Origin of the sequence: Marinobacter sp., from assembly GCF_048269445.1 — a bacterium.
Lineage (GTDB): Bacteria > Pseudomonadota > Gammaproteobacteria > Pseudomonadales > Oleiphilaceae > Marinobacter.
Window position 1 is genome coordinate 222,819 of sequence record NZ_JBLXIQ010000001.1, and the last position, 24,297, is coordinate 247,115.

The 24,297-nt window shown below is 58.6% G+C and carries 25 protein-coding genes and 1 pseudogene; 9 read left to right on the forward strand and 17 right to left on the reverse strand.

What is annotated here, in order from left to right:
* From ACN0XM_RS01050 to ACN0XM_RS01065, 4 genes are read right to left on the reverse strand one after another with little or no spacing between them, the layout of a single operon-like run.
* Nucleotides 1–366, reverse strand: a complete 366-nt coding sequence (locus ACN0XM_RS01050) for a DUF6285 domain-containing protein (RefSeq protein WP_417565057.1) — start codon at nt 364–366, stop codon at nt 1–3.
* Nucleotides 363–1,388: a phosphotransferase family protein gene (locus tag ACN0XM_RS01055; protein ID WP_417565058.1), complete on the reverse strand. Its 1,026-nt coding sequence runs from the start codon at nt 1,386–1,388 to the stop codon at nt 363–365. The genes ACN0XM_RS01050 and ACN0XM_RS01055 overlap by 4 nt, the downstream gene beginning before the upstream one ends.
* Nucleotides 1,388–2,593 (reverse strand): acyl-CoA dehydrogenase family protein, encoded by a 1,206-nt coding sequence (locus ACN0XM_RS01060; RefSeq protein ID WP_417565059.1) that lies wholly within the window; start codon nt 2,591–2,593, stop codon nt 1,388–1,390. Before ACN0XM_RS01060 ends, ACN0XM_RS01055 begins: the two co-directional genes overlap by 1 nt.
* 10 nt (nt 2,594–2,603) lie before the next feature.
* A complete protein-coding gene (locus ACN0XM_RS01065) occupies nt 2,604–3,404 on the reverse strand; it encodes an SDR family NAD(P)-dependent oxidoreductase (protein WP_417565060.1) in 801 nt (266 codons plus the stop codon).
* A gap of 157 nt (nt 3,405–3,561) precedes the next feature.
* On the opposite strand from ACN0XM_RS01065, the gene nfsA reads away from it, so the two are divergent.
* A complete protein-coding gene (gene nfsA / locus ACN0XM_RS01070; RefSeq protein WP_417565061.1) occupies nt 3,562–4,299 on the forward strand; it encodes an oxygen-insensitive NADPH nitroreductase in 738 nt (245 codons plus the stop codon).
* 48 nt (nt 4,300–4,347) lie between these two features.
* Here the strand turns inward: nfsA and ACN0XM_RS01075 are convergent, their stop codons facing one another.
* Genes ACN0XM_RS01075 through ACN0XM_RS01085 form a run of 3 tightly spaced genes read right to left on the reverse strand, consistent with a single transcriptional unit; the run spans nt 4,348 to nt 7,303 of the window.
* A complete protein-coding gene (locus tag ACN0XM_RS01075) occupies nt 4,348–5,019 on the reverse strand; it encodes a LutC/YkgG family protein (RefSeq protein WP_417565062.1) in 672 nt (223 codons plus the stop codon).
* Entirely contained in the window at nt 5,016–6,467 is a 1,452-nt protein-coding gene (locus ACN0XM_RS01080) for a LutB/LldF family L-lactate oxidation iron-sulfur protein (protein ID WP_417565063.1), read from the reverse strand. The genes ACN0XM_RS01075 and ACN0XM_RS01080 overlap by 4 nt, the downstream gene beginning before the upstream one ends.
* Nucleotides 6,464–7,303 carry a (Fe-S)-binding protein gene (locus ACN0XM_RS01085; protein ID WP_417565064.1) on the reverse strand — a complete coding sequence of 280 codons (840 nt, stop codon included), beginning with the start codon at nt 7,301–7,303 and terminating at the stop codon, nt 6,464–6,466. Before ACN0XM_RS01085 ends, ACN0XM_RS01080 begins: the two co-directional genes overlap by 4 nt.
* Nucleotides 7,304–7,528: 225 nt before the next feature.
* Between ACN0XM_RS01085 and ACN0XM_RS01090 the strand changes: the two genes are divergently transcribed.
* Nucleotides 7,529–8,305, forward strand: coding sequence for a GntR family transcriptional regulator (locus ACN0XM_RS01090; RefSeq protein WP_417565065.1), 777 nt, complete (start codon nt 7,529–7,531; stop codon nt 8,303–8,305).
* Between the two features lie 2 nt (nt 8,306–8,307).
* Here the strand turns inward: ACN0XM_RS01090 and ACN0XM_RS01095 are convergent, their stop codons facing one another.
* From ACN0XM_RS01095 to ACN0XM_RS01110, 4 genes are all read right to left on the reverse strand, one after another.
* A complete protein-coding gene (locus tag ACN0XM_RS01095; RefSeq protein WP_417565066.1) occupies nt 8,308–9,048 on the reverse strand; it encodes a ParA family protein in 741 nt (246 codons plus the stop codon).
* Between the two features lie 191 nt (nt 9,049–9,239).
* Nucleotides 9,240–9,995 (reverse strand): putative 4-mercaptohistidine N1-methyltransferase, encoded by a 756-nt coding sequence (locus ACN0XM_RS01100; RefSeq protein ID WP_417565067.1) that lies wholly within the window; start codon nt 9,993–9,995, stop codon nt 9,240–9,242.
* 39 nt (nt 9,996–10,034) lie between these two features.
* Nucleotides 10,035–10,856 (reverse strand): ethanolamine ammonia-lyase subunit EutC, encoded by an 822-nt coding sequence (eutC, locus tag ACN0XM_RS01105; protein ID WP_417565068.1) that lies wholly within the window; start codon nt 10,854–10,856, stop codon nt 10,035–10,037.
* Nucleotides 10,849–12,255 carry an ethanolamine ammonia-lyase subunit EutB gene (locus tag ACN0XM_RS01110; RefSeq protein WP_417565069.1) on the reverse strand — a complete coding sequence of 469 codons (1,407 nt, stop codon included), beginning with the start codon at nt 12,253–12,255 and terminating at the stop codon, nt 10,849–10,851. The genes eutC and ACN0XM_RS01110 overlap by 8 nt, the downstream gene beginning before the upstream one ends.
* Nucleotides 12,256–12,445: 190 nt before the next feature.
* On the opposite strand from ACN0XM_RS01110, the gene ACN0XM_RS01115 reads away from it, so the two are divergent.
* The 7 genes from ACN0XM_RS01115 to ACN0XM_RS01145 all read left to right on the forward strand — a co-directional run bounded on the left by ACN0XM_RS01115 (nt 12,446) and on the right by ACN0XM_RS01145 (nt 18,385).
* Nucleotides 12,446–13,075 (forward strand): metallophosphatase domain-containing protein, encoded by a 630-nt coding sequence (locus tag ACN0XM_RS01115; protein ID WP_417565502.1) that lies wholly within the window; start codon nt 12,446–12,448, stop codon nt 13,073–13,075.
* 84 nt (nt 13,076–13,159) lie between these two features.
* On the forward strand, nt 13,160–14,158 hold the full coding sequence (locus ACN0XM_RS01120) for an LLM class flavin-dependent oxidoreductase (RefSeq protein ID WP_417565070.1): 999 nt from the start codon (nt 13,160–13,162) through the stop codon (nt 14,156–14,158).
* A 19-nt stretch (nt 14,159–14,177) separates the two neighbouring features.
* Nucleotides 14,178–14,717 carry a YqiA/YcfP family alpha/beta fold hydrolase gene (locus tag ACN0XM_RS01125; protein WP_417565071.1) on the forward strand — a complete coding sequence of 180 codons (540 nt, stop codon included), beginning with the start codon at nt 14,178–14,180 and terminating at the stop codon, nt 14,715–14,717.
* Nucleotides 14,718–14,858: 141 nt separating this feature from the next.
* The gene (gene dctP / locus ACN0XM_RS01130) at nt 14,859–15,881 is read left to right on the forward strand and encodes a TRAP transporter substrate-binding protein DctP (RefSeq protein ID WP_417565072.1); all 1,023 of its coding nucleotides are present in this window, start codon (nt 14,859–14,861) and stop codon (nt 15,879–15,881) included.
* A gap of 113 nt (nt 15,882–15,994) precedes the next feature.
* On the forward strand, nt 15,995–16,588 hold the full coding sequence (locus ACN0XM_RS01135) for a TRAP transporter small permease (protein ID WP_417565073.1): 594 nt from the start codon (nt 15,995–15,997) through the stop codon (nt 16,586–16,588).
* Nucleotides 16,589–16,622: 34 nt separating this feature from the next.
* A complete protein-coding gene (locus tag ACN0XM_RS01140; protein WP_417565074.1) occupies nt 16,623–17,906 on the forward strand; it encodes a TRAP transporter large permease in 1,284 nt (427 codons plus the stop codon).
* Nucleotides 17,907–17,944: 38 nt separating this feature from the next.
* The gene (locus ACN0XM_RS01145) at nt 17,945–18,385 is read left to right on the forward strand and encodes a universal stress protein (RefSeq protein WP_417565075.1); all 441 of its coding nucleotides are present in this window, start codon (nt 17,945–17,947) and stop codon (nt 18,383–18,385) included.
* 4 nt (nt 18,386–18,389) lie between these two features.
* Here the strand turns inward: ACN0XM_RS01145 and ACN0XM_RS01150 are convergent, their stop codons facing one another.
* From ACN0XM_RS01150 to ACN0XM_RS01175, 6 genes and pseudogenes are all read right to left on the reverse strand, one after another.
* Nucleotides 18,390–20,651, reverse strand: coding sequence for a diguanylate cyclase (locus ACN0XM_RS01150; protein WP_417565076.1), 2,262 nt, complete (start codon nt 20,649–20,651; stop codon nt 18,390–18,392).
* 75 nt (nt 20,652–20,726) lie between these two features.
* Nucleotides 20,727–21,110: a thiol-disulfide oxidoreductase DCC family protein gene (locus tag ACN0XM_RS01155; RefSeq protein WP_417565503.1), complete on the reverse strand. Its 384-nt coding sequence runs from the start codon at nt 21,108–21,110 to the stop codon at nt 20,727–20,729.
* Nucleotides 21,102–21,407: pseudogene (locus ACN0XM_RS01160) on the reverse strand (antibiotic biosynthesis monooxygenase family protein); the annotation flags it as partial. The pseudogene ACN0XM_RS01160 and the gene ACN0XM_RS01155, both read right to left, overlap by 9 nt.
* A gap of 63 nt (nt 21,408–21,470) precedes the next feature.
* Nucleotides 21,471–22,340: an ABC transporter permease gene (locus ACN0XM_RS01165; protein ID WP_417565077.1), complete on the reverse strand. Its 870-nt coding sequence runs from the start codon at nt 22,338–22,340 to the stop codon at nt 21,471–21,473.
* A gap of 4 nt (nt 22,341–22,344) precedes the next feature.
* A complete protein-coding gene (locus ACN0XM_RS01170) occupies nt 22,345–23,205 on the reverse strand; it encodes an ABC transporter permease (RefSeq protein WP_417565078.1) in 861 nt (286 codons plus the stop codon).
* Nucleotides 23,202–24,296 (reverse strand): ABC transporter ATP-binding protein, encoded by a 1,095-nt coding sequence (locus ACN0XM_RS01175; protein ID WP_417565079.1) that lies wholly within the window; start codon nt 24,294–24,296, stop codon nt 23,202–23,204. Before ACN0XM_RS01175 ends, ACN0XM_RS01170 begins: the two co-directional genes overlap by 4 nt.
* Nucleotide 24,297: the final 1 nt, after the last annotated feature.

Genomic DNA, 24,297 nt, shown 5'->3' on the forward strand with positions numbered 1-24,297 from the left:
TCACCGCTTCAGAAAGCCGGGGTTATTAATCCGCAAACGGGCCTCGGTGAGGGTCCGGAGCACCGCTCGCAGGGCCGGATCGGCTCCATCCAGACGACGCTCCCGAATTGCCAGGGCAAGTTCCGCCTCAGGTTCACCGACAGTGTCACCCAGGGACCGCTCCGCCAGGAATGCCCTCACGGTCCGGTCGGTTTGCTCCGGCTCGCCCTGCTCTCTCTGTTCAAACTCCCGGATTGCCATACCCATGGCATTGGCAACCATCAGTGTCTGGTACTTGCGCTCGCCCGAAAGCTCCGGGGTCACCGAATCCAGCAAAACCCGGCGGGCCTCGGTGAGCAGGTCAGCGGTTTCCGGTTGATTAATCATTGCCCATCCTCCAGTTCCTGAATCTGGTTCAACAGGTCGAGTTCCATCTGGGCCACCATGCGACCGGTCAGCGCCAGTTCCAGCGAACGCTGTTCTCCAGACATGTGCCGCCGCGCCTGCTGCAATGCGATCATCGCCCAGCGCACCAGAGCCATGACCTCCCAGTAACTCACCGCCGCCGGGTCAAGGTTGATGCCGCCCGCTTCACGGTAACCGTCCAGAAGGTCCTGTTTGTCTCCGATGCCACCCACTTCCCGGTCATCACTCCCGAACCGCCAACTGCGACAGCAGAGCCAGCCCAGATCCTCACCGGGGTCGCTCCAGGCAGCGAATTCCCAGTCCAGGACGGCGGTCAGCTCATCACCGTCCATCATGTAATTACCGGTCCGGAAGTCACAGTGGCAAAGCACCGTTGGGCCCGGCTCCGGCGCATGGTCTTCCAACCAGTTCAGCGCCCACTCCAGCAGAGGATGGGGTTCACCGATTTCCTTCAGGTAGCGGCGATACAGCGCTATCCGACTCAGGGCCGGATTGTCCGGATCGGGCAGCGCCAGAAACGCCAGCGACGCCTGCGGTGGCCGGACTGCGTGCAACCTTGCGAGCTCGGCACCCAGCCGGCGTACGATGCTCCGACGCTGCTGCTGCGAGAAGTCGGCCTTGACCAGTTTACGAGGAGACGCGCTCCCCGCCGCCCGGGTCATGACGTAGAACACCCGCCCGCTGACCTCAGGGTCCTCGCACAGCCAGAGCGGTTCCGGGGCCGTAACCCCGGCCCTGAATGCCGCCTGGAGAACCCGGAATTCCTCCGGCCTGGACAGGCTCTCCGCCACTCCCGAGGGAGCGTCCTGGCGGACCACAAATGCCTGTCGACCGGGCCGGCTACCGCCTTCCAGCTCCAGATTTAGCCCGAAGTTGTCCTGAATGGCGCCCCCGGAGAGCTTGTCGAAATCAATAACCCGGGCACTCCGGGCACCGGATTGCCGGACAATGAAGGTGCTGAAGATGTCGGCAAGCGCAGACATCAGGCCTTCACTCCCCAATGCCAGAAGTCTGCACGCTCCGCCAGCAGCGTTTTCGAGAACACCATCTTGTGTATTTCCGAGGCACCGTCCACCAGTCTCGCCTGGCGGGCGTAACGGTAAATCCACTCCAGCGGAGTATCCTTGGAATATCCCCGGGCACCGCACAGTTGGATGGCCGTATCCACCGCCTTGTGCAGAGTGTCGGCCACCGCGACCTTGGCCATGGAAACTTCCTTCCGGGCGAAATCACCCTGGTCCAGCTTCCAGGCGGCGTGCATGGTCAGTAACCGACCAATCTGGATCTCCATCGCGGCCTCGCCCAGCAGCCATTGCACGCCTTCGCGCTGGGACAGCGTCTGACCGAATGATTCCCGAGTGTCGACATACTCGGTGGCAATCTCCAGGGAGCGGCGGGCCAGGCCCAGCCAGCGCATGCAGTGGGTAAGACGGGCCGTACCCAGACGGATCTGGGTGACCTTGAGGCCGTCACCGACCTCCATAAGCCGGTTCTCGTCCGGGATTTCCAGGCCATCGAACCGGAGCTCACAATGACCGCCATGCTCTTCAGGTCCCATGATCGGAATCCGCCGGAGAATTTCCCAGCCTGGGTCATCCTTGTGGAACAGGAAAGCGCTCAGGCCCTTGCGGACATCGTCAGACGTCCGGGCAATCAGGATGAAGTGGGAAGCGTCGGCAGCGCCGGTAATGTAGTGCTTGTCACCGTGAATGACCCACTGGTCGCCCTTGCGGGTAGCCGTGGTCTGCATCATGCCGGGGTCCGAGCCGCAGCCGGGGGGTGGTTCCGTCATGACAAACGATGAACTGACTTTGCCCTCAACGATGGGCCTGAGCCAGCGCTCCTGCTGAGCCTTGGTCGCCACCTTCGCCAGAACCATCATGTTACCGTCGTCCGGCGCCGCGGAGTTGAACACCACCGGTCCGAATATGGAGCGGTTCATTTCCTCGTAACAGGCCGCCATACCGGAGATATCGAGCCCCTGGCCACCCAGAGACTCAGGAATCTGCAGACACCACAGACCCTGCTGCCTGGCCTTGGCACGCATCCGCTCAAGATGGTCGAGCGCAATGTTCTCATGCTCGTCGTAAGCCTCCGGATTCTGCTCCAGCGGCAACAACTCCTGTTCCACAAAGTCCCGGATGCGTTTCCGGTAAGACTCGTTCTTGGGGTTCAGATTGAAGTCCACAGCCCACTCCTTACAGCGAGGATTGAAGATGGCCGCCATCCACCACGAGGGTGCTGCCGGTCATATAGTCGGAAAGCCCTGAGGCCAGAAGCAGCAGCGGACCACCCAGATCATCAGCTTGCCCCAGACGACGCTGGGGAATGCGGCGGATCATTTTCTGGCCGGGCTCACTGGCGAAGAAATCACGGTTCAGGTCAGTTTCGATGTAACCCGGTGCCAGCGCATTGACGCGAATGCCGTAACGGGCCCATTCCAACGCAAGGGCACGGGTCAGCTGCTCAACGCCGGCCTTGGCAGCGGCATAGGGAGCCACATTGCCGGCGACGCGATGGCCAAGAATGGAAGAAATCATGATGATACTGCCGCCCCGATTCATGGCGGAAAGGCGACGTGCCGCTTCATTGCCGACCAGCCAACAGCCCTTGAGATTGGTATCAATCACACGGTCCCAGTCCGAACCGGTCAGGTCCAGCGCCTTCTTGCTGGTTGCCACGCCGGCATTGGAAACCACGACATCCGGGATGGCGATACCATCAGCCATGGTGTCAAACGCTTCAGTAACGCTGGCCTCGTCGGTGACATCCATGGTAACAACATGGATTCGATCGGCGTACTCGGAAAATTCTCCCTTGAGGGATTCCAGTGGCTCGCGTCGGCGGCCACTAACAATGACCGTTGCACCGGCCTCAAGCAGGCATCGGGTAAAGCTGTGTCCTAGCCCCCCAGCGGCACCGGTAACCAGTGCAATCTTGCCATCAACGCGCAGAGACCAGTTTGTGTTGCCAAGGTTCGTGTTGTTGGAATTGTTCATATCTCAACCTCCGGAATCTAAAAATAGAACGAGCGCTCGAATTATTCAAGCCCGGAATGTAATCTTTGCTAAGGAAAGTCATTGAGCGAAGCCACCGGTATTTGGCATTACTGGCCACTTACCGCATGCTTACTGAAAGTAACTGAAGAGAGCCCCCATGAATCCGACGATCAAACTTCTGAAATCCCACCGTTCCATCCGCAAGTTCACCGACCGGAAAATCCCCCGGGAGCTGCTGGAGGAATTGATCAGTGCCGGCCAGTGCGCCGCCACATCAAACCATGTGCAGGCCTACTCGGTGATTCACGTGGTCAACCCGGAGAACCGCCGAAAAATTGCTGAATTGGCCGGTGGCCAGGGTCATGTCGCCGAAGCTTCTGATTTTCTGGTGTTCTGCGCCGACATGAAACGATCCACCGAGGCGGCAGAGCGTGCCGGAGCGGAGGTAGTCCGCGGCATGACCGAGCAACTTGTGGTGGCCAGTGTGGATGCGGCTCTGATGGCCCAGAACGTGGCCATTGCTGCGGAGTCAGAAGGACTGGGCCTGTGCTACGTAGGTGGTATCCGGAACAACCCGGCCGAAGTGGCGGAGATTCTGAAGCTGCCGGCGCACGTCTACCCGGCGTTTGGCATGAGTCTGGGGTATCCCGACCAGGATCCGGAGGTGAAGCCCCGCCTGCCGCTGGCCAGCATCCTCAAGGAAGACTTCTACGACGACCGCCAGGACGAAACCCAGGTCGCCGCCTTTGATGACGCCATGCACCGGTACTACCTGGATCGCACAGGTGGCAACAAGGAATCCAACTGGTCAAAGGAACTGGCGCCGTTATTCACCACCAAACTGCGGCCGCACATGCGCGAGTTCCTGCGCAAATGCGGCTTCGAGATGAAGTAACCGCCAGGATGCAGCCCGCGGTCCGGCAACCCGGGCCGCCGAAAAAACTCATTCATCCTCGAGAACCAGCACGATGAGTTCACGGGGACCGTGGGCGCCATAAGCCAGCACTTGTTCGATGTCCGCGGTCTTGGACGGGCCGGATACCAACAATAAGTTGGTGGGTAGGCCCGCCGCCCAGTCCTGGGACACCATCATGTCATACAAATTGTCATGGATCTCACTGGCCTTGAGCAGGGCGATGTGGACCGGCGGAACCAGACTCATCAGCCGCGGTTCGTGCCGGTCGGGCCACAGCACCAGGGAACCGGTGGCCGCAATGGCGCCAAGGGTGCCGGTCAAGCTGGCACCCACGTTCCAGAACAAATCCTCCTTCCAGGCCTCCACCGGCTGATCATAGGCCAGCAGAGTGACCGGCTGCCCGGTGGCCAAAAAATGCTGGCGCAGCTCCCGACCGTGGCCTGTTCCCGGGGCGCAGAGCAGGTTGGTGAGATTCCGCCGGGCCAGCAGGTCTGCCACGAGAGCTGGCCAGCTGCCCGAACTGCACGGGTGCACTTCGGTATGGACCGCTTCCATGAGGCTGCGCAAGCGCGCAACCCTGTCTTCGGGCGCATACCGCCAGGGCTCGGTCACCAGATGCTCGTCAAATTCGTCGGGCCGGGGTGTGGTGCCTTCGAGGCTGTTTCGCAATTTGCCAAGAATGTTTGCACGGGCGCTCATGGTGACTCTCCTTCCGTTGAGCCGAGATGGGCCGCAGCCAGATCGTGCAGGGAGCGGCGGGCCGGAACCGGGGCACTGTGGTTCTCGGTCCAGGGGCCAAGATTTTTTGGTGCCAGGGAACGTAATCGGGTCGCCGCCCAGAGGAATAACCGGTAAGCCCACGGACGGGTGTTGAGCATCTGCCAGCCCCGCCAGATCCACCGTTCCTTTCGGGAAAACTTGGCGCCGCCCCCCCGCACCAGCTTCGGCTCTCCGGGGTTCTTCACATTTTCCTGACGCAGGCGCTGCAGCAACTCGGGGATCGGTATTTTCACCGGACACACGTCGCCGCAAGCACCGCACAGTGACGAGGCGCTCGGATGATCCGGCACTTTATGCAGCCCCGCCATGTGCGGTGTGATGATCTTGCCGATGGGACCGGGATAGACCTCTCCATAAGTATGCCCGCCCACCCGGGTATACACCGGACAATGGTTCATACAGGCGCCACAGCGGATACAGTTGAGGGTCTGGCGCATCTGGGCATCGGCAAAGGCACCGCTGCGACCGTTATCCAGCAACACCAGATGCACCTCTTTGGGCCCGTCCAGTTCGTTCGGCTTGCGGGGGCCCGAAATCAGGTTCACATAGGTCGTGATCGGCTGGCCGAGGGCCGAGCGGGTAAGCAGCGACACCAGGGGCACCACATCCCGGAGGTTGGCCACCACCTTTTCAATACCGGTCACTGCAATGTGAACCGGCGGCACCGTGGTGCTCATCCGTCCGTTTCCCTCGTTCTCCACCAATAGCAGAGTGCCAGTTTCGGCGATGGCAAAGTTCACCCCGGAAACACCCACGTCCGCTTCCAGGAATTTCTGCCGCAGTGTCCGACGGCCGACCTGGATCAGCTGATTGACGTCTTCGGTTTCCGGCTCGCCGAGCTTGTCATGGAACAGCTTTGATACCTGGCGGGCGTTCTTGTGGATGGCGGGCATAATGATGTGGGACGGTTTCTCACCGTCGAGCTGAACGATGTATTCCCCCATGTCCGATTCCAGGCATTCAATGCCCCGCTCCGCCAGGAAGTCGTTCATCTCCATTTCTTCACTGACCATGGATTTGCCTTTCACCACCTGGCGGCCGCTGCGGGCTTCGATGATGCCGTGAACCAGGGTGTTGGCTTCCTCCAGCGTCTCTGCCCAGTGAACTTTCACGCCGTTTTCGGTGAGCTTCTGTTCCAGCTGCTCCAGCAGATCCGGCAGACGGGAAAGCGCGCCGGCCTTAATCCGGTTACCCAGTTCCCGCAAACCTTCCCGTTCGTCAGCGTCCGGGAAAGCGTTGGCCCGCTTCTGCATCAGCGAGTCCATTGCCACGCGGAAATTGTTGCGCAGCTGTCCGTCCGCAAGCGCCTCTTCGGCACGGCCCCGGAAATCCGGCGCCAGTTCGGTGACCGGAATACGCTGGCTCATGGGACCTCCCCTTCGCCGGTGCCATTGATCCGTTCCCAGAGAAAACTGGCCAGGTGCCGGCCCCGAAAGGCCTCCCGCTGTTTCTGCAGGGAGCCGTTAATGTTCATCAGGCAGCCACCATCGGCGGTGACCATTTCCACCGCCCCGGAATCGATCAGCGACCGGGTTTTATCTCTCACCATGGCACCAGAGACTTCCGGCATCCGCACCGAGAAGGTACCACCGAAACCACAGCATTCGCTCTCATGGTCATGGTCCACCCGCTCCACCTTACCCAACTGCCCCAGGAGCTCCCGGGCATGGAGGTGCGTGTTCATCTCCCGACGCGCGGAGCAGGAGGTGTGAAGGGCAATTTGACTCGGCTCGCCCTGATCGGACAGCTGAACGCGGCAGACCTTGAGCAGAAATTCGGTCAACTCGAAGGTGCGCTCCGCCAGCGCTTCAACCCGCTTCAGGGTATCTGGCTCATCGACGAAGAGCGCCCGGTAATGATGCCGGAACATGCCGGCGCAGGAGCCGGAGGCCACCACCACCGGAAGCCCTGACCGGTCCAGAATATTCAGCTGGGCACGGGCCACTGACCGGGCTTCGTCCCGGTAGCCCGAGGTCCAGGCGGGTTGGCCGCAACAGCTCTGTTCCTTCGGGAAACGGACACGGACCCCCTCTCTCTCCAGCAGACGAATGGCGTCCAGGCCTGCCTCCGGGAAGAACAGGTCCACCACGCAAGTGCCAAACAGGGTGACCGCCTCCGGTTTTTCCGGGTAGTGCCGATCGGCCTCTCGCTCCGGCGCAACGCGGGTCGCGTTCGGCGCCGCATCGTAAAACAGTGCACTCATCAACAAACGCCTCTACAGAACTCCAGACTGAGGCCTACCATAATTGGTAAGACCAATTGACAACGCTTCCTTTATAACGTATTTGAGAGTCCCCATTGCTGTCAAAGATTTGTTCTGCGACATCAGTCGTAGTAGAGGGATTTGCAGGTCATTCTTTGGTGGCAGGACCGAGTTTGTGATATTGGTATGACCAATCATGAAAGCCGTAAGATGAGGCAACTACCCATGGACATCGGACACATCGCACCACGCCGACTAGCAGATACCATCGTGGAACAACTGGAAACTATGATTCTGGAAGGCACCCTTCAGCCCGGGGAACGGCTGCCTCCGGAACGGGTTCTGGCGGAGCAATTCGGTGTCTCTCGCCCCTCCCTGCGCGAGGCGGTTCAGAGACTCTCAGCAAAGGGGCTTCTCATAAGCCGTCAGGGTGGCGGCAATTTCGTGACCGAATCCCTGGGCGGCAGCTTCAGCGACCCATTGATTCCCTTGCTGGAAAACCGGCCCGAGGCCCAACGGGACCTGCTGGAGTTCCGGCGAACGCTGGAAGCGGACTGCGCCTACTATGCCGCACTGCGAGCCACCGAGGTGGACAAGGCCCACCTGAGGACCGCCTACGATACTCTGCAGGCCTGCTACGCAAAAGACTCGGACCGGAATCTGAAGGAAGAAGGGGCGGCGGACGCCCGTTTCCATCTGGCCATTGCCGAAGCCAGCCACAACGTGATTCTCCTGCACACCATCCGCAATCTGTTCAGCATGCTCAAGAGCAACGTGATGACCAACATCGGCGGCATGTATCAGAGAGAGGCCGAAACCCGGCAAGGCCTGGCGGAACAGCACCGACTGCTGTTTGAGGCGATCATGGAGAACCGGGCCGAGGATGCCCGGGAACTGGCTGGCACCCACATTCAATATGTGCAGAAAGTTCTCTCGGAGAGAACCGAGAACCACCGACGCCTTGAGCGGTCGCTGCGCCGGGACAAGCTCTCCCGCACCTGAATTCAGAGCAAGCGGCGGATCTCTTTCCACAGCCTGCGATAGGCGTCTGCCGCCACCGACCCGGGCGCCAGCAACTCCACCGGCGTGCCCTCCTCGCCCATTTTCTCCACCACACTGGCGTTCGGGATGATGGTTTTCAGGCCCTTGGGCAGAATCTCGTCCTGGGCGTCGATCAGCTCCCGGTGCAGCCCCTTGCGTCGATCTGCCATGGAATAGAACGGGTGCAGCTTGGAAGGCTTCAGCTTTTTGGCCTTCGAGAACTCCTGCAACTGCTTCCAGCTGTTGAGGGAAAGCCAGGTGGGAATCACCGGCACAAACACCTCGTCCGCGGCCTTGAGCACCTGCTCGGAAAGCCTGGACAGGGAAGGCGGGCAGTCGAGAATCACCAGACTGGTCTCTTCCGAGAGAGGCGCCAGCCACTGGCTGATCAGATTGCCGTCGTCCTCCTGATCCAGCTTTACATCGAGATTACGGAAGCTGGTGTGGGATGGAATGAAGTCCAGATTCGCGTATTCGCTTTCGTGGATAAACTCGGCAATAGGAGTTTTGCCCTTGAGCAGATGAGAAAGCTTGTGCCCCTTCACCTCGTCGGCACCCGCCAGGTACCAGCTGGACGCCCCCTGCGGATCGAGATCCCAAAGCAGGGTGGAGTAGCCGGCCTGGCTGGCCAGATAGGCGATGTTCACTGCGGCCGCGGTTTTTCCCACGCCGCCCTTGAGACTGTAAAACGCAATGGTCCTCATCTTGCCAAGTCCTTTTTTCAGGCATAAAAAAACCGGGGAAGTCCCCGGTCAAAGCATTCACACGATGCACAACATAATGCATGTCGTCCTGATGAGTTCTCAGACTACGCTTGCCGGGTGACAGTTTGATGACAGCCTCGGCGGCCGCCAGAAAAACCTTGCTGCTTTCCTTATTCCTTTGCTTGCCCCTTTCACTGGCTCACTTTTTCCCAGACTGTCAGCTCGGAAAAGCTGTGCTGGAACTTGTTCCGGGTTTCCCGGATAACGAACGGCAGGCTCCAGGGCTCATACAGCAGGCGGAAATGGGGCGCCAGCATCTCGGCCAGGCCATCGAACGTTGAGAAATCCTCACCGTTCTTTTGGAATCCGCCGACCCAATATTCTTTCGGGGTGTGTGCCTCCAGCCAGGTGTAGGGCGAGGCAATGACCAGCAAACCGAGTTCGTTAATCCGCTCATGGATGGTGGTCAAAAACAGTGAAGGCTGATACAGGCGGTCAATCAGGTTGCCCGCCAGCACCAGATCGTAACCGATGAACTCAGGCTTCAGATCACAGGCATCACCCTGATGGAAGGCCACCCGACTGGCGGCCTCGTCCAGCCCCAGGGAAGCCAGCGTCCGCTCCTGGTAGGTCACCAGCTCACCCTCTTCGGGGCGGGCATAGCGCACCCGTTTTTCCCGGGCCACCTCCTGGCACTTGTCCACGAAGGCATTGGAGAAATCAATACCGTCCACGTGCTGAAAATAGCGGGCCAATTCAAAGCTCGTTCTGCCACAGGCGCAGCCGATATCCAGTGCACGTTTCAGCGGCCGGCCATCCATCGCGTCCATGGCCGCATCGGCCAGAGCCTTGGGGAAATTGGCCTCGCCGTGCCACCGTTCGCCGAAATGAAACTCCAGATACTGGGCAAGAGTGGTATCGTTTTCATAGAACGCGCTTTGCTGCACGGGGAGCTCTCCTTCGGATAGTTATCCGCTCATTACGCTCTAGCGTAACAGAAAGTTCTCTATTCCCTGCTCAATGACCGAATCTTCCGATCGATCCTTCAGCGGCACACCAGAGATCTGCTGGCGGCGCGACTCCCTGAGCAGATACATCAGCCGCTGGCTGGCGGCCGAGGCCGTCAGGCCCGCCGGACGGATGTTGGAGATACAGTTACGGCCGGCATCAGTCAGTCCGGGTCTTGGCCCCCAGGTCAGGTAGAGTCCCAGGCTGTCGGGCGAGCTCAGACCCGGGCGCTCGCCGATCAGCACCACTACGCACCGGGCGTTGAGCCGGTGGCCTATGTCATCACCAATCGCCACCCTGCCCTGAGAGACAACCACAACTGGCGCCAGTTCCCAGTGATCAGCGTCGGCTTCCAGCTCATTCAGAAGGGCGCTCAGCAGCGGTACGGCGTTCTTTTGCACACCAGAGGACGACAAGCCATCCGCCACCACCAGTGCCAGATCCACCGGAGCGTCCCCCGAGTGCCCTAGCTCGTCGAGACGGTCACCGGACTGGTGACTGAGCCTGCGCCCCAGATCCGGGCGCTGAAGATAGGTCATCCGGTCTTCGGCCTGGCTCTCAAGATAAACCGGACCATGTTTCAGAACAGGACTTTCCAGCGCCGCCAACTCAGCCATGAGTCGCTCGGTATCCAGTGGCTGATGCACTGCATCCCGGGCCCGGGCATGGGCCAGCTGGAACGCCAGCATTTCCCGAGTCGGCAGACTGATGCCCGCCCGGCCCAGCCCAATCCGGGCATCGGTGTAGGCGGACAGTTGGCGCCAGGGGTTGTCGGTAACAACGGGTTTGCGATCATTCATGGCTGTGGCCTTCCGGCAACCGGGCAAGGCTGTCCCGGAAGGCTTCCGGTAAGTCATCCGCCGGCACCTTGCCTTCGGCATCCTGGAAAATCCGCATCTTTGTCAGCCACTGCTCGAATTCCGGTGCCGGGCGCTTGTCCAGAACCCGGCGCAGATAAAGCGCATCGTGAAACGAGGTGGTCTGGTAATTCAGCATGATGTCGTCGGAGCCGGGAATGCCCATGATGAAGTTGCAACCGGCCACGCCCAGCAGGGTCAGCAGGTTGTCCATATCGTTCTGGTCGGCCTCGGCGTGATTGGTGTAGCAGATATCACAGCCCATGGGCACGCCCAATAACTTGCCGCAGAAATGATCCTCCAGCCCGGCTCGGGTGATTTCCCGGCCGTCAAACAGGTATTCCGGGCCGATAAAGCCCACTACGGTGTTCACCAGCAATGGCTCAAACTTGCGGGCCACGGCATAGGCCCGGGCTTCGCAGGTCTGCTGGTCAACTCCGTGATGGGCATCGGCAGACAGCGAACTGCCCTGTCCCGTCTCGAAGTACATCACGTTATTGCCGACGGTACCCCGTTTGAGGGACAGCGCTGCGTCACGGGCTTCCGCCAGCGTTGCCAGATTGAAGCCAAAGCATTCGTTGGTGGCCTCGGTACCACCAATGGACTGGAATACCAGATCCACCGGCGCCCTCTGTTCAATAGCCTCGAGGGTGTTGGTCACATGGGTCAGCACACAGGACTGGGTCGGAATCTCGTACTTGCAGATCACCTCGTCCATCAGGTGCAGCAACCGGACACTCTGGGCAACGTTGTCCGTGGCCGGGTTAATGCCAATGACAGCATCGCCACTGCCGTAGAGCAAGCCGTCAAGAATGCTGGCGGCGATACCTGTAATGTCGTCGGTGGGATGGTTCGGCTGCAGCCGGGTCGACATGCGCCCCGGCAAGCCGATGGTACTGCGAAAGGCGGTTCTCACCCGGCACTTGGCGGCCACCATGATGAGGTCCTGGTTGCGCATGATCTTGCAGACAGCGGCTGCCATTTCCGGGGTAATCCCGGCCCGGATCCGCGCCAGCATCTCTGGAGTGGCCAGGTCGCCAAGCAGCCAATTCCGGAAGTCCCCGACAGTCAGATGAGAAACGTGCGCAAACGCTGCCGCATCGTGATCGTCCAGAATCAGCCGGGTAACCTCATCCTGTTCATAGGGAATAAGGGCATCATTCAGGAAGGTTTTCAGGGGCAATTCGGCCAGGGCCATCTGCGCAACCACCCGTTCCTCCGCGGTATGCGCCATGATGCCCGCCAGCCGGTCTCCCGATCGCGCCGGTGTCGCCTTTGCCATCAGCTCTGCCAGCGAGCGGAACTGCCACTGCTGGACGCCCAGACTGTACCGATACATCATCCTCTCCCTGCGAAACACTCTACTGTTATCTTAGGTGAATATTGCGCAGGCGGTTCAATAGACGCTCATCCGGCCAGGGAATTGATCGCATGGAGTCGCACTGAAAAAGCGTGAACCTATAACCGGCTGCAAATGCTATCGTGGAACCGGAATGAATGCCCGAAAGAAACTCAACGACGGTCAGCAAACCATGAGAATTGTCTGCATTTCCGACACCCACAGCATGCACCGCCAGATTGAGGTGCCCGACGGGGACCTGTTAATCCACGCCGGTGATTGCCTGGGCGTAGGCACCCTGGAGGAGCTTGAGGATCTGGACCAGTGGTTCTCGGAACTACCACACCCGAACAAGATCCTGATTGCCGGCAATCACGACTGGTGTTTTCAGGACGAACCGGCCGATGCCCGGGAGCTGGTGCGCCACGCACATTACCTGCAGGACAGCCCGCTGGAGCTTGGAGGGCTCAAGTTCTGGGGCAGCCCCTGGACGCCAGTCTTCTTCAACTGGGCTTTCAACCTGAGCCGTGGTGAGGCCCTGGCCGAACGCTGGGCTCAGATTCCAGACAACACCGACGTGCTGATCACCCATGGGCCCCCGGCCGGCATTCTGGACAGGATTGTTTCACCGACGGGCACCATTCGTCCTGGCTGCGATGATCTGGCAGAACGGGTGGCCAGGCTGTCACCGAAACTTCATGTGTTCGGACACATTCACGAGGACCATGGCCAGCAACAGATCGGCGACTGCCTGTACGTTAACGCCAGCACCTGTACTGGCAGCTTCAGGCCGACTAACCCTCCGATAATTGTCGATCTATGAATCAACGCTCGGTTAACCTTGAAACAGGCGCTTCTTGGCGCCATGTTTCAGTCCTGCGAATTACATTTTCATCCCGGGAGTTCCATGCCTGACCGTCCTGAATACTCGCTGCTTGAACTTGCCTCCGTACGTGAAGGCGACTCGGTGGGCATCACGCTGGCTAACAGCGTTGCCTACGCCCAAAGGGCGGAGAAGCTTGGATTCAAACGATTCTGGCTGGCCGAGCACCACAACATGGAAGGTATCAGCAGCTCTGCCACCTCGGTTCTGATTGGGCACATCGCGGGGAAAACAGACAGTATCCGGGTTGGCTCTGGCGGTGTTATGTTGCCAAACCACCCACCGCTGGTGATTGCAGAACAGTTTGGCACTTTGGAAAGCATCTACCCGGGGCGGATTGATCTTGGATTAGGTCGTGCGCCTGGCACCGATCCGGTCACTGCCCGAGCGCTGAGGCGCGATGGACTGGGCGCAGAGCAGTTCCCGGAAGATGTGGCCCGCTTGCAGTCACTGCTGGGCCCCCTGCGCCCCGGCCAACCGGTGAAGGCCATACCCGGCGCTGGTACCAACGTGCCCATCTGGCTACTGGGCTCAAGCCTTTACAGTGCCCAGCTGGCGGCGATGCGCGGCCTGCCTTACGCCTTTGCGGGGCACTTTGCCCCCCGACTCTACCGGGAGGCCCTGAAGGTCTATCGCGATAACTTTCAGCCGTCCGCACAGCTCGACAAGCCTTACGCCATCCTGGCGCTTCCGGCAGTTCCCGCTGACTCGATGGAAGAGGCGCAACATTTGGCGACCACCAGTTACCAACGCATTCTTGCGCTGTTCAGGGGGCAACCGCTGTGGATGAAGCCACCAGTGGACTCCATGGATGGTCTGTGGAATGCGGGTGAGAAGGCAAGCGTCAAGGATTTCCTTGCGTTACAACTGCAAGGCGATGCACAAGCCATCGGGCAACAACTGAATAAGATTCTGGCGACCGTTGAATTCGACGAATTAATGTTCACCGTGGACATTTACGACCCTGCAAAGCGCCGTCATGCACTGGATATCCTCGCAGATACCAGGCAATCGCTAAAATAGCTGCCGGAGCACCAACCCAATGACAAACGCCACAACCCACGTATTCCTCTCCCATGGCCTGGAAAGTGGACCGGGCAGCACCAAGATTCAGGCCATGAAAGCCGAGGCCGAGACCTTCCCCAACGTTCAGGCCCACGCCATCGATCACCGAAGCACGAAAGACCCGGCAACCCGGCTGGCGCAGCTGCGTGAAGCCATGAACCGTAGCGGCGCAACTCAGGCGACCACCATTCTGGCGGGCTCCAGTATGGGCGGCTGGGTGTGTGCCCAGACCAGCTCGGAAACACCGGTGCTTGGCTGCTTTCTCCTGGCGCCGGCACTGGCCATGGCCAAATATCCCCAGTCCAGCCCGGTAATCCGGGCCCGCTACAGCCAGATCATTCATGGCTGGGATGACGACGTGGTTCCGGTTACGCCCGTGCTCGATCTGGCCCGGAAACAGAGACTATCCATACTGGTTCTGTCCGATGGTCACCGACTGGAAAATAGTGTTGATCGGGTGGTCAGTGAGTTCCATCAATTCCTTCAAAGCTGTCTTTCAGATATGAATCGACCGTGATTTCATGAACTTGCGAAACCGGCAAAATCTCCACTGCTGAAATGATTGTTTTGGCCATTTTCTTGCGAAAACGGCTTTGTTTTGCCAGTCTTTAATAATGTAACAATAAATTTCAGCAAAAAAACGAACGGAGAAAGCACGATGAGCAGCATGAGTAAGTTCAAGAAACTGGCTGGAATTTCAGCAGTCGCGTTCGCGGCTATGACCGCAGCAAACTCTGTGAACGCCGCTAATTGGCGCTATGCACATGAAGAGTATGAAGGCGACGTGCAGGATGTATTCGCATACGATTTCAAGGAATACGTCGAAGACAATTCTGACCACTCTGTGCAGGTTTACCGGTTTGGCGAGCTGGGTGAGTCTGACGACATCATGGAGCAGACTCAGGCTGGCATCCTACAATTCGTGAACCAGTCCCCCGGCTTCACCGGCGCACTGATCCCCGAAGCCCAGATTTTCTTTATCCCCTACCTGATGCCCACCGACATGGATACGGTCATCAAATTCTTCCGGGAAAGTGAGGCGATCAACGAAGCGTTTCCGAAGCTGTATGCCCAGAATGGTCTGGAGCTACTGAAGATGTACCCGGAAGGTGAAATGGTTGTGACTGTCGATGAGCCGGTCACCAAGCCTGAGGATTTCAACAACAAGAAGATCCGGGTCATGACCAACCCGCTTCTTTCTGAAACCTATTCCGCCTTCGGTGCAACCCCGACCCCGCTCCCCTGGGGTGAGGTTTACGGCGCCCTGCAGACCAACATGATTCAGGGGCAGGAAAACCCGATCTTCTGGATCGAGTCCGGCGGCCTGTATGAAGTGTCTCCGAACCTGGTCTTCACGAGCCACGGCTGGTTCACCACCGCCATGATGGCCAACAAGAACTTCTATGACGGCCTTTCCGACGAAGACAAGAAGCTGGTTCAGGACGCGGCAGATTACGCCTTTGAGAAAATCATTGTGCACATCGACGGTCTCGCCGACGAAGCCCTGGCCAAGATCCAGAAAGCCAGTGACGAAGTTACCGTTACCCGTTTGACCGGTGAACAGATTGAAGCCTTCAAGGCCCGTGCGCCCCAGGTGGAAAAGAAATTTATCGAAATGACCGGTGAGAGCGGTAAAGAACTTCTGAACCAGTTCAAAGAAGATCTGAAAGAAGTTCAGTAGGACTGAACCTGTAGGAACCATTCCCGCCGGCGGATGCCGGCGGGAAGCTTTGCTAACCCCGCCCCGCCGGGGATTCCTGCCGGCCGGGAGCGACATGCTCTGGAGCAAACCCCATGTCCGAGAATTCCCCGGATCTTGAAGACGACACAGGTTCCTTTGAGTCTGGCTTGCCCGGATTTCTGGGAACCATTGATGTCTTCATCAGTAAACTGGAAGCGGTCATGCTCGCCATGGGCGTGATCCTGATGGCCGTTAACACCTGTTCTAATGTCATTGCCCGCTTCGTATTTGGTGAAGGGTTTTTCTTCTCCGGTGAGATCAACCGAATACTGATCATTCTGATTACGTTCGCAGGTATAGGCTATGCAGCCCGCCACGGCCGGCATATCCGAATGTCTGCGATCTACGATGCTTTTCCCCCCAAGGCCAGAAAAGCACTCATGATCTTCATTGCCCTGGTCACATCGGTGATAATGTTTTTCCTGTGCTATCACTCCTACGGCTACATCGAAACCCTCTACAGCCGAGGCAGAATTCTCCCGGCGCTCGGTTTCGAAATCTGGTGGATATACGTCTGGGCACCAGTCGGCTTTGCCATTACCGGCATTCAGTATTTCCTGACTGCTATCAAGAATTTAACCAGCGAGGATGTTTATCTGTCCACCGGTGTGGTGGATGGTTACGCAGATACCGAGTCCGAGGTCTGACCCTCCGAAGCTGCATTAACAAAGGAAGAAAATCATGGCAACGATAATGATGGTGATCATGATCGGGCTGCTTCTGCTGGGTTTCCCGATGATGGTGCCTTTGATCGCCGGTGCCCTTGTTGGCTTTGTAATGATGTTCGATGGTTTCGGACAGATGGGAACCTTCATCCAGCAGATGATGGCGGGTATTCGCCCGGCATCGCTGATTGCAGTTCCGATGTTTATCCTGGCAGCAGACATCATGACCCGCGGCCAGTCCGCAGACCGGCTGATCAACATGGTGATGGCGTTTATCGGCCACGTAAAAGGCGGCCTGGCTATCAGTACAGCCACCTCCTGCACCCTGTTCGGTGCCGTGTCTGGGTCAACCCAGGCGACAGTTGTAGCTGTTGGCTCGCCCCTGCGACCCAAACTGCTTAAAGCAGGTTATTCCGACTCGTTTTCGCTCGCGTTGATCATTAACTCCAGTGACATCGCCTTCCTGATCCCCCCCAGTATTGGTTTCATTATTTACGGGGTTATCTCCGAGACCTCTATTGCCGAACTCTTCATTGCCGGCATCGGCCCGGGGCTGATGATTCTGGTCATGTTTTCGATCTATTGCCTGATCTACGCCCACGTCAACCACCTGCCAACCGAGGAAAAATCCACATGGCGTCAACGAGGCGTAGCCATGCGAGAGGCCCTATGGCCGCTGTTTTTCCCGGTTATTATTGTCGGCGGCATCTATGGCGGCATTTTCAGCCCTACCGAAGCCGCCGCTGTCTGCGTACTTTATGCGTTCGTGCTGGAATTCGCGGTATTCCGATCGCTCAAGCTGCCGGACATCTACCGCATTGCCAAGTCGACCGGCCTGATTACTGCTGTGGTTTTCATCCTGGTGGCTGTGGGCACCGGCTTCTCCTGGATTATTTCCTTTGCACAGATTCCCCAGGCCATTCTTGATTCGGTGGGGGTCAGCGACATGGGCCCGGTTGGTGTGATGATCACCATCTGTATTGCCTTCTTCGTTGCCTGCATGTTCGTTGACCCGATCGTCGTGATTCTGGTGTTGACGCCTATCTTCGCGCCGGCCATTCAAGCGACGGGGCTGGATCCGGTGTTGGTGGGCGTGCTTATTACATTGCAGGTGGCCATAGGGTCGGCCACACCACCCTTTGGTTGTGACATCTTTACGGCGATTGCCATCTTCAAGCGGCCCTACCTTGACGTTATCCGGGGCACTCCGCCGTTTATCTTAATGCTGGTGGCCGCCGCGGGGTTGCTCATCGCCTTCCCGCAGATTGCCCTGTTCCTGCGCGACCTGGCCTTCAGGTGATTTGACCACCCTGAAGAGTGAATACATAGGAGAGCCACATGTTCAAACGGATTCTGGTAGCAGTCGATGGTTCAATGACGTCGTTCGACGCTATGAACAAGGCCATCGAGCTGCAGAAGCTGACCGACGCGGAGATTTTCCTACTCTGCGTCTACAAACATCACAGTCTGTTTGAGGCATCGCTGTCGATCGGGCGGCCGGAAGGTATGGATATTCCGGACAAGGTGTTATCGGATTACGCCAAAGGGGTGGTCAACCATGCCAAGGAACTGGCAAAGGAACGCGGAGCTACCCATGTGAGGGGCTTCGTCAAAGCCGGCAAGCCATCCAGAGTGATCGTCCAGTTTGCCAAGGACAAGGAGGCTGACCTGATTGTAGTCGGCTCCAAGGGCACCAACAGTGACAAGGACGGTATGTTCCTGGGCAGCGTGTCTCACCGGGTGGCGTCTCACGCCGAGTGCCCGGTGTTGGTGGTTTAACAGTTCACCCGAAAACCACGACACGATTACGGCCGGCTTCCTTGGCGCGGTAAAGCGCCTGGTCGGCCCGACCCAGAATCTGTTCAGGTTTGTCACTGCCGGCCGGCCAGTTAGCAACACCCACAGAGACCGTCAGTACGCCGAGATCCCGGCCGTGGTAGGTGATAGGCACATCCCTCACCGCCTGACAAAGCTGGCTGGCCTTGTCATGGGCCGCCTCCGAAGTCGCACCAGGCATGATGACCACAAACTCCTCTCCGCCATAACGGCAGACGATGTCACTTTCCCTGAACTGCCTCTGCAGGATGCTCGCCACCGTCTGCAGAGCGCAGTCGCCGGCCTCATGACCATGGGTATCATTGAAGTGCTTGAAATGATCGATATCGATGACTAGAAGAGAAAGAGGTAGATCGTTGCGCTGGGCCACAACGCTCTCATGCTCGAACAGCTGATCAAAATAACGGCGATTCTTGAGCCCGGTCAGCGCATCCTCGTAAGAGAATTTCTGAAGCTCTTCCCGCAGGGCAATGCTCGAAAGGGTTATGCCAATTCTCTGTATCGACTGGTCAAGAGCTGAAAATAGCCGCGCTGAGCCATATTCACTCTCCGCTTTTGCGAAAACACCCTCTCCGTCAAGAAGCAGGATGCCTTCGGTCACAATACCGGCACTGGCAGACTCTACGTTGATCCAGAAACAAAGGGGCGGATAGCCAGCATCCCCACTCGCCACTTCGGAATCCTGCAATTGTTTCAGCTCCGCCAATGTCGAGGGCACGGGCAGGCCCTTACGGGCATCCAGCACGACCGGCAACGGGGCCGGCCGACCATAGCCCCAGACGGCAACCCGGTCGAAGCGCTCGCCGGAACCCCGTTGATAAAAAGCCCCCTGAAGGGGGCTGCAGAGATCGGGAAGACTACGGGCCAGAACGGCGAAGGCCTGCTTGAGGCCAAGACAATCCTGCAGCTGCGCAATCACGTCCCCGAGAATCCGGTTCTTCTCATTCTCAAAGGTCAGCATTCGTACTCTGGCTTGCTCCCTGCGGGCCAGTGCTTCTGCCTTGGCGGTACGCTCGGCCACCTTTTCCTCAAGGGAGGCGTTCAACCGCGTCAGGGCGTCCTGGGTGCCCGCATAATGCCAGAGGGATATCAGCACCACCGCCAACGAGAACACCAGCATGCCCCAGCTCACAGGCACTCTGGTCCAGGGCAGGACTCCGTGGGCTACCGCCATATCGACAATAAGCAGGGCGCAGAAGATACCGAACGCCAGCAGCAAAACCTGCTGCTCTCTGAGCATCCCGCGGATGCGGCGAACAACCACCGCAAAGATGACCACCAGGGACACCAGAAACAGCGCATCAAATGGCGGGAAGGTGGAGGAAAGGTCAAACACGCCCGCCAGAGCGCCAAGCAGCGCGCCAACCAGATAGACAAGATGCACCTTCCAGATCACGTTGATCACCCAGGGTCGATGGTTAGTCAGCCACTGCTCCAGCAGCAGAGCCATCGCCACCGGCAACATGTAATAGGAACCCGCAGCCAGGTAGTCCCACATCAATGGCTGGTAGGCGATCAACAGGCTGGCCTGACTCTCGGAGACCAGCATCAAAGCGGAAGACAGTGTAAACAGCGAAATGCTCGCAAAGGTTTTCTTTTCCGTTTGCAAAAACGAGAAGATCATTGCGAGAAGGGCGATGAGCATCGCAAAGCCCGCAATGACCAGGGCTTCCAGCGAATTTTTCAGGATATACAGCACCAGATCCGGATGGTCCATGATGGCGACTTCACCCCAAAGACCAATATCCGTGTAGTTGGAGAAGATCCGAAAATACACCGGCTTGCCTTCGTAGCCCTCAGGGAGCACGATCTCGTGCCAGGGCCAGCCCTCAAACCGGCCCCGCCCGTGAGCATCAAAGTTGCCGTACTGGTAGATTTTCTCACCGTCGACCCAGACCTGGACGATCAGATCGACACTGAAGATATAGAGCACCGGCTCCTGCCACTCCCCCTCAGGCAAAGTGACTCGAAACCAGACATTTTCAGCCCCTTGCCGGCCGGGGGGATTGGAAGGAAAGCCGATACTGTGCCACTGGCCCGGTTCATTATTCAGAATCCATTCGGGCACTCCCTCTGGAGTAAACGGGGAGTCGCCCCAGCGGTATTCCCAGCCTTCGGTCACGGCCTGTGAGGCAGCAACAGCCAGCGAGGGCAATATGAAGGCCAGTAGCAGAACGATGATTTGGCGTGCCAGGCGAAACAGAGGCATCAGGAAGGCAAACCTGCGTAATTGAGCGGTCAACTCTCATTATAAACCACTCCACGAACAATCTGGAGGCCCCTGTCAGGGCATCCGACCGGTTCGCTCGAGGCGCCTTGTCACCATGCGGTGATAAAGCCGGCTCAGCAGCGGTCGAATCAGCGGCCGCCTGACCAGCCAGGCCAGGGGTTTGAGTAATGGCGCTCGGGACATTAAGAGGATATAGGCGTCCAGCTCACTGTGGATAACCCCATACTGGTCCTCAACATGCAGCTCCTTGAGCGCCGTTTTCGGGTCGATCCCTTTGGCCCTCAATTCCTCATCCCGCCCGGTAATGTCGACCCATTCCACCTGATCCGCGGCACGGCCGGCCAGGCGCTCGTATTGCCGCCGGTCTCGCCGACAGCTGGGGCAGGCGCCATCATAGAAAACCCGGATGGTTTCGCCTGAGTCCGCCGCGGGGGGCATCACGACCCATTCCGGGTCCTCGAACTCACCTAGGAGCCTGATCTCCACAAAGGGCGCAGCGCTGCGAATAATGGCTGCCACCTCTGGATTATGCTGGCTCTCCATGGCGTCCCGCCGTTCCTTGCTCTCCCATGACGCAATTGCGATCAGGGTGTTGGGGCTGCCAATCTTGCGATGCAACTCAGTGCCCCGGGCACCCGGTGCCTGCTGAATGATTTTACTGGCCCGAACCCAGGCGTCCGCGTATTCCTCGGCGGTATGGCCCTCCTGAACGTGCACCTCAAACATGAATTTCATGGCACCTCCCGGTTGCTGTCTGCCCGCCCCGATCGCCCTATCCCCGCAGGAGTTGCGGCCCCCTCAACGTGCGGAACGGCCCATCACCAGCAGCGCCAGCAATGCCGAGCCCACCATCAATAACAGCGCCACGGCATTCAGCACCGGTGTCGAGCCCTCACGCAAACGGTTGAACAGTGCCACCGTCAGTGGTGTATCGCTTCCGGTCAGCATAACGGTGGTGTTGAAGTTTTCAAAGGACATCAGAAAGGCCATGGCAGCGGCGCCGAAAATGGACGGCAGCAACCAGGGCAGGGTGACGGTAAACCAGGCCACCAGCGGTGTAGCTCCCAGATTCAATGCAGCCTCTTCGAGCTGGGGATCAAACTTGCGCAAACGGGCGGCAATCACCAGGGTACTCAACGTCGCAATAAAGGTTACTTGGCCCATCACTACCAGAGTCATACCGGGCCGGAATACATCCAGCTCGATGCCCCAGGCCGCCGAAATGTCGTTAGCCATTCCGCTGTAGAACACCAGAATGGAAACCCCGAGAATCACGCCGGGAATCACCAGTGGCAGCAACATGAGCAGATACAGGAATTCCTTGCCCCGGAAATTCAGTCGCTCGAACAACACCGCATTGACACAACCGAGAGCCACACTCACCAGGGTAACCCAGAAGGCAATTTTGGCGCTGACCCAGAGTGCCCTGAGCAGACCGTCATCGTGGAACAGCCCAGTGCGACCGCCAGAGCCATCAGCGGAATAGGTGCCATCTGCGAAATACCAGTCCAAAGTGAAGCCTTTCCAGGGCAGCGATGGGAAAGGGGCGTCGTTGAAGGCGAAAACAGCCGTGACCAGCAGGGGCAGCGCCAGGTAAACAAAAAACGCGACGAGATAGGCCAGGTAGCAACCATCAAACAGCCGGGACCGGGGGACGGAACGAATCATTGCCTCACCCCATCACCTTGCGTAACGACTGGCCGGTGATTTTCAGGCCCAGCCAGACGATGACCGACGACAGCACCAGCAGCAGGACCCCCAACGCCGCTCCCTGCTCCCAGTTAAACCGGGTGATGAACTGGGTGAATATCTGCTCCGTGAACCAGGCACTGTCCTTGCCGCCCATCAGCACCGGTGTCAAATAGCTTCCGAGGGTGAGCATAAACACCACAATGCAGCCAGAAACAATGCCGGGCATGGCCCAAGGCACCACGATTTCTCGCAACACTGTGCCGTGGCCACCGCCCAGATCGTACCCCGCTTCCACCAGGTTTTCGTCCATGCCATCCAGTGTCGTCACCAGCGGTACTACCATGAACAGCAAGCCGTTGTAGACCAGGCCAATGATGACCGCAACATCGTTGTAGAGCATTTCCACCGGCCCATCCACCCAACCCAACCCCTGAAGCCACGAACTGAACAGCCCGCTTTCGCGCAGCAGAATCATCCAGCCGTAGGTACGCACCAACTCACTCGCCCAGAAGGGAATCAGGCACGCCATGAACAGGATGCCCTTGGCGCGGCCCCGGGCAAGCCGGGCGATGTACCAGGCAATGGGGAAGGCAATAATCAGGGTCAGAAAGGTGGTAAACAGAGACATGACCCCGGTACGCACAAAGGTCCGCCAGTAATAGGATTCGGTGAAGAAATTCTGATATTGCTGTAGCCCCCAGGCGAGGGTATCCCAGCTTTCACGAACCTGAAACGACACCCGCAGCATCTGCAGGTGGGGTAACAGTACGAGCAATACGATCCAGAGCAAAAACGGCGTCAGCAATAACCACAGTGACAAACGGCTGACAGAGGAGTTCACGGTCTACCTGCTCCAAACACCCTGGCCAGGGTCGGATCCCAGGCCAACCGAATTGTCGAATCGGCGGACAATCTTGGTGCCGAGCCGTCCTGGGGTAACCGGGCATAGATCGGTTGACCGCCATTCTCCGCTTCTACCCGGCTGTTAGCACCATCAAAGAGGGTGGTGCGTACCCGCGCCTGCACAGCGGAAAAGCCGGCGTTCAAAGCGTCATCAGAGAGCACAAGCGATTCAGGCCGAATATACAATTCCGCCCGTTGACCGGCTTCCAGATCACCGGATGCGACCCTGCCCTGCACCAGACAGCCATCGTCGAGGCGCATCTCGGCCAGATTGTCCCGGATGGCCACCAGTTCACCGGCCAGGCGATTGTTGTCGCCGACAAACCCCGCGACAAACGGCGTCGCCGGCTCCCGGTAAAGCTCTTCCGGTGGCGCCACCTGGTCGAATCGACCATCCCGCATCACCGCTACCTGATCAGACATCACCATGGCTTCGGACTGATCGTGGGTGATGTACACGAAGGTAGTGCCGAACTGTTTCTGAAGGTGTTTGAGCTCCACCTTCATCTGTTCGCGAAGTTTCAGGTCCAGGGCACCGAGGGGTTCGTCCAGCAGCAGGAGCGTCGGCTCCAGCACCAGGCAACGAGCCAGGGCCACACGCTGGCGCTGGCCGCCCGAGAGCTCTTGGGGATCACGGTATTCAAGCCCCGGCAAACCCACCTGGTCCAGCACCCGGGCAATGCGCCTGCGTCTTTCCGCCACGGGTACTTTCCGGCGTTTCAGGCCATAACCGATGTTGTCGCCTACCGACATGGTCGGGAACAGGGCCAGATGCTGGAACACCATGTTCACCGGCCGGCGGTTGGGCGGAACATCGTTCATCCGCTGGCCACGGATGTGGATGTCACCTTCATCGGGTTTGTCGAAACCGGCCAACAAACGCAACAAGGTGGTTTTGCCACAGCCAGAAGGACCCAGAATCGAGAAAAACGTGCCCGCAGGCACGTCCAGGGAGATATGGTCCACCGCGGCATTACTGCCGAACCGGCGGACCAATCCCTCGCAGAACAGGTCGGAATCCATTCCCATA

Excerpts from the sequence above, each read along its gene's own strand:
- ACN0XM_RS01050 (WP_417565057.1), bottom strand. The coding sequence starts at position 366 with ATGATTAATCAACCGGAAACCGCTGACCTGCTCACCGAGGCCCGCCGG.
- ACN0XM_RS01055 (WP_417565058.1), bottom strand. The coding sequence starts at position 1,388 with ATGTCTGCGCTTGCCGACATCTTCAGCACCTTCATTGTCCGGCAATCC.
- ACN0XM_RS01065 (WP_417565060.1), bottom strand. The coding sequence starts at position 3,404 with ATGAACAATTCCAACAACACGAACCTTGGCAACACAAACTGGTCTCTG.
- nfsA (WP_417565061.1), top strand. The coding sequence starts at position 3,562 with ATGAATCCGACGATCAAACTTCTGAAATCCCACCGTTCCATCCGCAAG.
- ACN0XM_RS01075 (WP_417565062.1), bottom strand. The coding sequence starts at position 5,019 with ATGAGCGCCCGTGCAAACATTCTTGGCAAATTGCGAAACAGCCTCGAA.
- ACN0XM_RS01080 (WP_417565063.1), bottom strand. The coding sequence starts at position 6,467 with ATGAGCCAGCGTATTCCGGTCACCGAACTGGCGCCGGATTTCCGGGGC.
- ACN0XM_RS01085 (WP_417565064.1), bottom strand. The coding sequence starts at position 7,303 with ATGAGTGCACTGTTTTACGATGCGGCGCCGAACGCGACCCGCGTTGCG.
- ACN0XM_RS01090 (WP_417565065.1), top strand. The coding sequence starts at position 7,529 with ATGGACATCGGACACATCGCACCACGCCGACTAGCAGATACCATCGTG.
- ACN0XM_RS01095 (WP_417565066.1), bottom strand. The coding sequence starts at position 9,048 with ATGAGGACCATTGCGTTTTACAGTCTCAAGGGCGGCGTGGGAAAAACC.
- eutC (WP_417565068.1), bottom strand. The coding sequence starts at position 10,856 with ATGAATGATCGCAAACCCGTTGTTACCGACAACCCCTGGCGCCAACTG.
- ACN0XM_RS01110 (WP_417565069.1), bottom strand. The coding sequence starts at position 12,255 with ATGATGTATCGGTACAGTCTGGGCGTCCAGCAGTGGCAGTTCCGCTCG.
- ACN0XM_RS01115 (WP_417565502.1), top strand. The coding sequence starts at position 12,446 with ATGAGAATTGTCTGCATTTCCGACACCCACAGCATGCACCGCCAGATT.
- ACN0XM_RS01120 (WP_417565070.1), top strand. The coding sequence starts at position 13,160 with ATGCCTGACCGTCCTGAATACTCGCTGCTTGAACTTGCCTCCGTACGT.
- ACN0XM_RS01125 (WP_417565071.1), top strand. The coding sequence starts at position 14,178 with ATGACAAACGCCACAACCCACGTATTCCTCTCCCATGGCCTGGAAAGT.
- dctP (WP_417565072.1), top strand. The coding sequence starts at position 14,859 with ATGAGCAGCATGAGTAAGTTCAAGAAACTGGCTGGAATTTCAGCAGTC.
- ACN0XM_RS01135 (WP_417565073.1), top strand. The coding sequence starts at position 15,995 with ATGTCCGAGAATTCCCCGGATCTTGAAGACGACACAGGTTCCTTTGAG.
- ACN0XM_RS01140 (WP_417565074.1), top strand. The coding sequence starts at position 16,623 with ATGGCAACGATAATGATGGTGATCATGATCGGGCTGCTTCTGCTGGGT.
- ACN0XM_RS01145 (WP_417565075.1), top strand. The coding sequence starts at position 17,945 with ATGTTCAAACGGATTCTGGTAGCAGTCGATGGTTCAATGACGTCGTTC.
- ACN0XM_RS01150 (WP_417565076.1), bottom strand. The coding sequence starts at position 20,651 with ATGCCTCTGTTTCGCCTGGCACGCCAAATCATCGTTCTGCTACTGGCC.
- ACN0XM_RS01155 (WP_417565503.1), bottom strand. The coding sequence starts at position 21,110 with ATGCCCCCCGCGGCGGACTCAGGCGAAACCATCCGGGTTTTCTATGAT.
- ACN0XM_RS01165 (WP_417565077.1), bottom strand. The coding sequence starts at position 22,340 with ATGATTCGTTCCGTCCCCCGGTCCCGGCTGTTTGATGGTTGCTACCTG.
- ACN0XM_RS01175 (WP_417565079.1), bottom strand. The coding sequence starts at position 24,296 with ATGGGAATGGATTCCGACCTGTTCTGCGAGGGATTGGTCCGCCGGTTC.